6 protein-coding genes and 2 pseudogenes are annotated in these 5858 nt (G+C 72.2%); 5 read left to right on the plus strand and 3 right to left on the minus strand.

Going from position 1 to position 5858, the window contains the following annotated elements:
* Together EEJ42_RS52015 and EEJ42_RS35200 are read right to left on the minus strand one after the other, a co-directional pair.
* A pseudogene (locus tag EEJ42_RS52015) lies at positions 1 to 188 on the minus strand (DUF3152 domain-containing protein); the annotation flags it as partial.
* The gene (locus EEJ42_RS35200; RefSeq protein WP_123106284.1) at positions 181 to 1263 is read right to left on the minus strand and encodes an alpha/beta fold hydrolase; all 1083 of its coding nucleotides are present in this window, start codon (positions 1261 to 1263) and stop codon (positions 181 to 183) included. The gene EEJ42_RS35200 and the pseudogene EEJ42_RS52015, both read right to left, overlap by 8 nt.
* Before the next feature lie 132 nt (positions 1264 to 1395).
* On the opposite strand from EEJ42_RS35200, the gene EEJ42_RS35205 reads away from it, so the two are divergent.
* The 4 genes from EEJ42_RS35205 (at position 1396) to EEJ42_RS35220 (ending at position 3146) form a co-directional block, all read left to right on the plus strand.
* Entirely contained in the window at positions 1396 to 1626 is a 231-nt protein-coding gene (locus tag EEJ42_RS35205; RefSeq protein ID WP_123106285.1) for a hypothetical protein, read from the plus strand.
* Positions 1627 to 1761: 135 nt separating this feature from the next.
* Positions 1762 to 2403 carry a TetR/AcrR family transcriptional regulator gene (locus tag EEJ42_RS35210; protein WP_123106289.1) on the plus strand — a complete coding sequence of 214 codons (642 nt, stop codon included), beginning with the start codon at positions 1762 to 1764 and terminating at the stop codon, positions 2401 to 2403.
* Positions 2404 to 2518: 115 nt separating this feature from the next.
* Positions 2519 to 2746 (plus strand): DUF3107 domain-containing protein, encoded by a 228-nt coding sequence (locus EEJ42_RS35215; RefSeq protein ID WP_179936632.1) that lies wholly within the window; start codon positions 2519 to 2521, stop codon positions 2744 to 2746.
* Positions 2747 to 2876: 130 nt separating this feature from the next.
* The gene (locus EEJ42_RS35220; protein WP_123106287.1) at positions 2877 to 3146 is read left to right on the plus strand and encodes a hypothetical protein; all 270 of its coding nucleotides are present in this window, start codon (positions 2877 to 2879) and stop codon (positions 3144 to 3146) included.
* An 85-nt stretch (positions 3147 to 3231) separates the two neighbouring features.
* On the opposite strand, the gene EEJ42_RS35225 is transcribed toward EEJ42_RS35220, so the two are convergent.
* Complete coding sequence (locus EEJ42_RS35225; RefSeq protein ID WP_123106288.1) at positions 3232 to 3966, minus strand: ferritin-like fold-containing protein; 735 nt, start codon at positions 3964 to 3966, stop codon at positions 3232 to 3234.
* Positions 3967 to 4286: 320 nt separating this feature from the next.
* Here EEJ42_RS35225 and EEJ42_RS35230 point away from each other — a divergent pair.
* Positions 4287 to 5858: pseudogene (locus tag EEJ42_RS35230) on the plus strand (DEAD/DEAH box helicase); the annotation flags it as partial.

Here is a 5858-nt window from a genome sequence, read left to right on the forward strand (position 1 = left end):
CTGGAGCGCGCCGGGGGCGGGGCCGCTCCGAGGGCCGTCCGCGGCATGCCCTGCGGCGGCGTCGCGGCCGGGTCCTGGGCGCCGGGCGCGGCGGAGCGCCGCCGCCGTCCCGCACCGGGGCCGGAATCCGCCTCGGCGGACCCGGGGTCCCGGTCCTCCTGGCTGCCCCGTGCGCTGTGCTTACCCACGCGCCGCACCGCTCCCGTCTGTTCCGGGCACCGGTACGCCCCGTATCTTCCGGCTGTCCCGTCCGTCTCGTACTTCTTGTGCTTCTTGTGTTTCTCGTCCGTCTCGTACGCCGACCGGTCGTCCGTCGACGTCGTCGAGCAGTTCGCGCATGCTCCGCGCCACCGCCCCGGGGTACTCCATCATCGCCACATGTCCGGCGTCCAACAGCGTCAACAGACGCGAGTCGCGGAAGGTTGCGCTCGCCCGCCGGGCCATCCGGAAGGACACCAGCTGGTCGCGCATCCCGTAGACGAGCAGCGTGGGCGCCAGGACCCGCTCGGCCTGCCGCCACATCGAGTGCTGGCCGCCGAGCGCGTAGGTGTCGATGAGGCCGCGCGCCGACCGGGCGAGCGCGTCCCAGAAGTACGGCAGGGCGAGCCGCCGCTCGTACTCCTCGACCGCCAGCGCGAAGTCCTCCTGGCTGACCTGCCGGGGGTCGCCGTAGGTGAGCGCCAGCAGCTCCCGGGTGCGCCGCTCCGCGTCCCAGTCGCGGGTCGCGCGACTGAAGAGGCGGGTCGCCCCGGGGATCGCGAGCAGCCCGGTGGGCACCGCGGTGCGCTGCGGGCGCCGCTCGGGCAGCGCGGGCGAGACGAGGGTGAGACTGCGCACCAGGTCCGGCCGCACGGCCGCGACGCGGATGGCGATCGTGCCGCCCATGGAATTTCCGGCCAGATGCACGGGGGCACGGCCGCTCGCGTCGAGGTGACGGATGACGGCCCGGGCGTGGCCGGTTACGGAGTAGTCGCCGTCGTCGGGCGGCGGGGAATCACCGAACCCGGGCAGGTCAGGGGCCTCGATATCGAGCCGGTCGGCAAGCTGCTCCATCAGCGCCGACCAGTTCTGCGAACAGCCGCCCAGCCCGTGGAGAAAAACCGCGGGCGGCAGCCCTGAAACCGCCGGCGGACGGGTACGCACGTTCAGTGTGAGACCGGGCAGGCTGGTGGTACGCAGCTTTTCACCCGCTCCGACCCGCACGGGCCGCGCGGGGGGCACCGCGGCAACGATGCGGGCTTCCGGCGGCTCGGTCGAAGACATGCCGCAATGTTACGAGACGATCACATGGCTGACCGTGTGTTCACCCTCACAGACCACGTAGCGTCCGAAAGTGACCTCTCCTAGGCTCGTTATTACACAGGGGCGATCATCTGCCTCTGGGAAGGGGAGTACATGTCCGTCGATCCGAGCGACCCCGAGACCTTCGCGAACGCCCTCGAGAACAACGACAGCTCCGCCCCCTACGGCGTAGAAGCCCCTGAGGCGGACGCCGCCGAACAGCACCATGACCTCGTCCCCCACCGCGACGACCGCCGGACCGCCGACGAACCGCTGGAGGCCAACGAGGCCGACCGCGCGGAGCAGGCCAGGGTCGTCGAGGAGAACGAGGAGGACTACCGGTGACCAGCACCCTTGGTGGGCCCTTCATAGAGTCCAGTCCGTGAAATTCTCCGCACGGACCGCGCGCGGCCCTGTTACCCAAAAGTACGATGGCGGGCGCGGTGGACACCGTGCTCGGAACATTCAATGGGAGGCGGCGTGACAGCCATCGAGCAGACCGAGGCGCGCCCGCGGGGTACGCGCCTGCCGCGCCGAGCCCGACGCAACCAGCTCCTGGGGGCAGCCCAGGAGGTCTTTGTCGCACAGGGCTATCACGCGGCTGCGATGGACGACATCGCCGAGCGCGCGGGGGTCAGCAAGCCCGTGCTCTACCAGCACTTCCCGGGCAAGCTGGAGCTGTATCTCGCCCTGCTCGACCAGCACTGCGAGGCGCTGCTCCAGGCGGTGCGCACCGCGCTCGCCTCGACGACCGAGAACAAGCAGCGGGTCGCCGCCACGATGGACGCGTACTTCGCGTACGTCGAGGAGGAAGGCGGCGCCTTCCGGCTCGTCTTCGAGTCCGACCTCACCAACGAGCCCGCCGTGCGCGAGCGCGTGGACCGGGTCTCGCTCCAGTGCGCCGAGGCGATCAGCGAGGTGATCGCCGAGGACACCGGGCTCTCCAAGGACGAGTCCATGCTGCTGGCCGTCGGCCTCGGCGGCGTCTCGCAGGTCGTCGCGCGCTACTGGCTCTCCAGCGGCAGTGCCGTCCCCCGGGACACCGCTGTGCAGTTGCTCACCTCGCTCGCCTGGCGCGGTATCGCGGGCTTCCCGCTGCACGGAGCGGAGAGCGGGCACTGACCGTGTTCGCTGCGGGCTTGTCCCGCACCGCCCAGCGGGCCCGATTCCCGGGCTAATGTGTGCTGCGTACAGCGCGGACGGCCGCGCACCAAATGACCGTCGGAGGGACAAGGCCGTGGAGGTCAAGATCGGCGTGCAGCACGCGCCCCGCGAGATCACCTTGGAGAGCGGGCAGTCCGTCGAGGACGTCGAGCGCGCGGTGTCCGACGCGCTCGCCGGCAAGGCGCCGGTGCTGAGCCTGGTGGACGAACACGGCCGCAAGGTCCTGGTTCCGGCCGACCGGCTCGCCTACGTCGAGATCGGCGAGCCGAGCGCCCGCAAGGTCGGCTTCAGCGCGCTCTGAGCCGTTGTGCGCCAGTACGCCGCAGCCCGCCCCCTCGATCAGGGTTGCCCCCGCGTGGGCCCGGGTAGGACCGGCAGGACCGACGCGTGATCACGCTTCGGTCCCGATCCGCTCACGGGAAGGACGCGCCATGATCTTCTGGGAAGCGCTCGGCTCGGTACTGATCGGTCTCGCCATCGCGTACGGGGCGAGCCGACGGCTGCCCCGACGGCTGCCCGCCACGCCCCTCGTCCTGTCCACCGGCCCCGGCGCCGCGTTCTTCGGCGCGATGATCGCCCACACCGTGCTGGGCTCGGGCCACTCGGCGGTCGTCCTCATGGTCGCGCTCGGCTTCGCCGCGGCCCTGCTGTCGCTGCTCATCCGGCCCCGCGCCGGCCGCCGCCGCTCGGTCCCGGCCTGAGCCGTCCCCGGCTCGCCGGGGCGCGGCGCGCGGAGGGCTCCGGAATCCCGGAGCCCTTGTCCACGCGCCAGCGGCCCGCGGAGTCCTAGGCCGCCAGGCCCAGCGCCGACATCCGCTTGGTGTGCGCCTCGGTGATCCGCGAGAACATCCGGCCGACCTCGGCGAGGTCGAAGCCGTCGGCCAGCCCGCCCACCAGCATCGTGGACAGCGCGTCGCGGTCCGCGACCACCCGCTGCGCCTGCGACAGCGCCTCGCCCATCAGCCGCCGGGCCCACAGCGCCAGCCGTCCGCCGACCCGCGGGTCGGCCTCGATCGCGGCGCGCACCTTCTCCACCGCGAAGCTCGCGTGGCCGGTGTCGTCCAGCACCTGGAGCACCAGGTCGCGGGTGTCCGAGTCGAGCCGGGCCGCCACCTCGCGGTAGAAGTCACTGGCGATCGAGTCGCCGACGTACGCCTTGACCAGGCCCTCCAGCCAGTCCGACGGCGCGGTCTGGCGGTGGAACCCGTCCAGCGCCGCCGCGAACGGCTCCATCGCCGCGGTCGGCTCCTCGCCGACCGCCGCCAGCCGGTCCCGCAGCCGCTCGAAGTGGTGGAACTCGGCCGACGCCATCTTCGCCAGCTCCGCCTTGTCCTCCAGCGTGGGCGCCAGCTTGGCGTCCTCCGCGAGCCGCTCGAAGGCGGCCAGCTCGCCATAGGCGAGCGCCCCGAGCAGGTCCACCACCGCGGCCCGGTACTGCGGGTCGGCGGCGGCCGTGTCCCAGTCCTGGGCGGCGATCCCGGTCGGGGTCTTCTCGGTCTCAGGCGTGTCAGACGTCTCCATGGAGCGCACAATAGTCCGCCCGGCAGGGCGAGGAAGGGCCTGGTCAGCCAAGTCCCCCCACGCCCCGGTTCGGGTTGCCCGGTCACAGATGCGCACTTCCGGGGTACAGTGGTATTTGCACCCGTCGAGTATCGGCGGGTCGTTCCACGAATGCGGATGCCCGGTCGGTGGCCCGATCGGCTCCTAACACCCGACCGCCCTCCGCGCGGCGCGCATCTCATGCGTACGGCAGGAGGGACCCGCTCGCGGCGTGAGCGCTCGAGCGAGGGCAGTGGTCCCGCGCCGAACCGGCCAGCCAAAGCCGGTGTACCCCGGGCGCCGTGCGACCCCCTTCGCCGCCTCTCGCCGCGTCTCACAGAAGAGGCAAGCATCCTGACCACGTTCCGAGAACTCGGGATCCTCCCCGAGACAGCCGAGGCCCTCGAGGCCGTCGGCATCACGTCCCCGTTCCCCATCCAAGAGATGACGCTTCCGGTGGCCCTCTCCGGCTCCGACGTCATCGGTCAGGCCAAGACCGGCACCGGCAAGACGCTGGGCTTCGGCCTCCCGCTGCTGGAGCGCGTCGTCGTCCCCGCGGACATCGAGGCGGGCCGGGCCAAGCCCGACCAGCTGACCGACGCCCCGCAGGCGCTCGTGGTCGTCCCCACCCGCGAGCTGTGCCAGCAGGTCACCAACGACCTGCTGACCGCCGGTAAGGTCCGCGCCGTCCGCGTTCTGTCGATCTACGGCGGCCGCGCGTACGAACCGCAGGTCGAGGCCCTGAAGAAGGGCGTCGACGTGGTCGTCGGCACCCCCGGCCGGCTGCTCGACCTCGCCGGCCAGAAGAAGCTGCGGCTCTCCTCCGTCAGGGCGCTCGTCCTCGACGAGGCCGACGAGATGCTCGACCTGGGCTTCCTGCCCGACGTCGAGAAGATCATCCAGCTGCTGCCCGCCAAGCGCCAGACCATGCTGTTCTCGGCGACCATGCCGGGCCAGGTCATCTCGCTGGCCCGCCGCTACATGTCGCAGCCCACGCACATCCGCGCCACCGCGCCGGACGACGAGGGCCAGACCGTCGCCAACACCACCCAGCACGTCTTCCGGGCCCACTCCCTGGACAAGCCGGAGGTCGTGGCGCGCGTGCTCCAGGCCGAGGGCCGCGGGCTCGCGATGATCTTCTGCCGTACGAAGCGGACCGCCGCCGACATCGCCGACCAGCTCTCCCGCCGCGGGTTCGCCTCCGGCGCGGTCCACGGCGACCTCGGCCAGGGCGCCCGCGAGCAGGCGCTGCGCGCCTTCCGCAACGGCAAGGTCGACGTCCTCGTCTGCACCGACGTCGCCGCGCGCGGCATCGACGTCGAGGGCGTCACCCATGTGATCAACTACCAGTCCCCCGAGGACGAGAAGACCTACCTGCACCGCATCGGCCGCACCGGCCGCGCGGGCGCCTCGGGTATTGCCATCACGCTCGTCGACTGGGACGACATCCCGCGCTGGCAGCTGATCAACAAGGCGCTGGACCTGCCGTTCAACGATCCGGAGGAGACGTACTCGACCTCCGCGCATCTGTACGAGCTGCTGAGCATCCCGGAGGGCACCACCGGTGTCCTGCCGCGCGCCGAGCGCACGCGGGCCGGGCTGGGCGCCGAGGAGATCGAGGACCTCGGCGAGACCGGCGGCCGCGGCCGCCGCTCCTCCACCACGGAGGAGCGCCCCGCGCGCCGCACCCGCACCCCGCGGGTCCGCCGCCGCACCCGCGGTGGCCAGACGGTGGACGCCACGGCTCCCACCGAGACGGAGGGCACCGAGTCCGCGACCGAACCGCGCCGCCCGCGCCGCCGTCGCCGCACCCGTTCCGGTGCGGCGGTCGAAGCGGACGCCGCGGCCGTGACCGCCGTCGACACGGCGGAGGC

The organism is Streptomyces botrytidirepellens, from assembly GCF_003721215.1.
In the GTDB taxonomy this organism is placed as follows: Bacteria; Actinomycetota; Actinomycetes; order Streptomycetales; family Streptomycetaceae; genus Streptomyces; species Streptomyces himastatinicus.